Here is a 1,080-nt window from a genome sequence, read left to right as displayed (position 1 = left end):
CCTTTATGACTTTATGACTTTGGTCCTTTATGACCAAAATCGTGGAGAATATCGGAGTCGAACCGATGACCTCCTGCGTGCAAGGCAGGCGCTCTAGCCAGCTGAGCTAATCCCCCATTCTTTATTTTGAATGTTGAATTTTGAATTTTGAATCACAAACATTTAAAATTTATAATTTAAAATTTATAATATCAAACCCAACCTCCAGAATTTCCAAGGCAAATCCAAAAAAGTAGTCCCGGGCAGACTCGAACTGCCGACCCCTACATTATCAGTGTAGTACTCTAACCAGCTGAGCTACGAGACTATGTTTCCTTCTTTACCTCAATATTATTTGGATCGACAAAAAGAGAAAGGAGAGACGTCCCCGATACCAGACAAATATCGGTTTCTCTAGAAAGGAGGTGTTCCAGCCGCACCTTCCGGTACGGCTACCTTGTTACGACTTAGCCCTAGTTACCGGTTTTACCCTAGGCAGCTCCTTGCGGTCACCGACTTCAGGCACCCCCAGCTTCCATGGCTTGACGGGCGGTGTGTACAAGGCCCGGGAACGTATTCACCGGATCATGGCTGATATCCGATTACTAGCGATTCCAGCTTCACGGGGTCGAGTTGCAGACCCCGATCCGAACTGAGACCGGTTTTGTAGATTCGCTCCTGCTCGCGCAGTGGCTGCTCTCTGTACCGGCCATTGTAGCACGTGTGTAGCCCAGGGCGTAAGGGCCGTGATGATTTGACGTCATCCCCACCTTCCTCGCGGTTTGCACCGGCAGTCTTGCTAGAGTTCCCGACTTGACTCGCTGGCAACTAGCAACAGGGGTTGCGCTCGTTATAGGACTTAACCTGACACCTCACGGCACGAGCTGACGACAACCATGCAGCACCTTGAAGAGCGTCCGAAGAAGGCCACGTTTCCGCAGCTGTCGCTCCCCATTTAAGCCCTGGTAAGGTTCCTCGCGTATCATCGAATTAAACCACATGCTCCACCGCTTGTGCGGGCCCCCGTCAATTCCTTTGAGTTTCAGGCTTGCGCCCGTACTCCCCAGGTGGGATACTTATCACTTTCGCTTAGCCACCCAG

At 50.7% G+C, this 1,080-nt stretch carries 2 tRNA genes and 1 rRNA gene; all 3 read right to left on the bottom strand.

What is annotated here, in order from left to right:
- Positions 1-42 precede the first annotated feature (42 nt).
- Positions 43-116, bottom strand: a tRNA-Ala gene (locus BLP55_RS16630).
- Between the two features lie 117 nt (positions 117-233).
- Positions 234-307 (bottom strand) — tRNA-Ile (locus tag BLP55_RS16625).
- Between the two features lie 90 nt (positions 308-397).
- Positions 398-1,080: ribosomal RNA gene (locus BLP55_RS16620) — 16S ribosomal RNA — on the bottom strand; the annotation flags it as partial.

Origin of the sequence: Flavobacterium caeni (assembly GCF_900101895.1) — a bacterium.
Lineage (GTDB): Bacteria > Bacteroidota > Bacteroidia > Flavobacteriales > Flavobacteriaceae > Flavobacterium > Flavobacterium caeni.
This window is presented reverse-complemented; position numbering and strand designations above follow the sequence as displayed.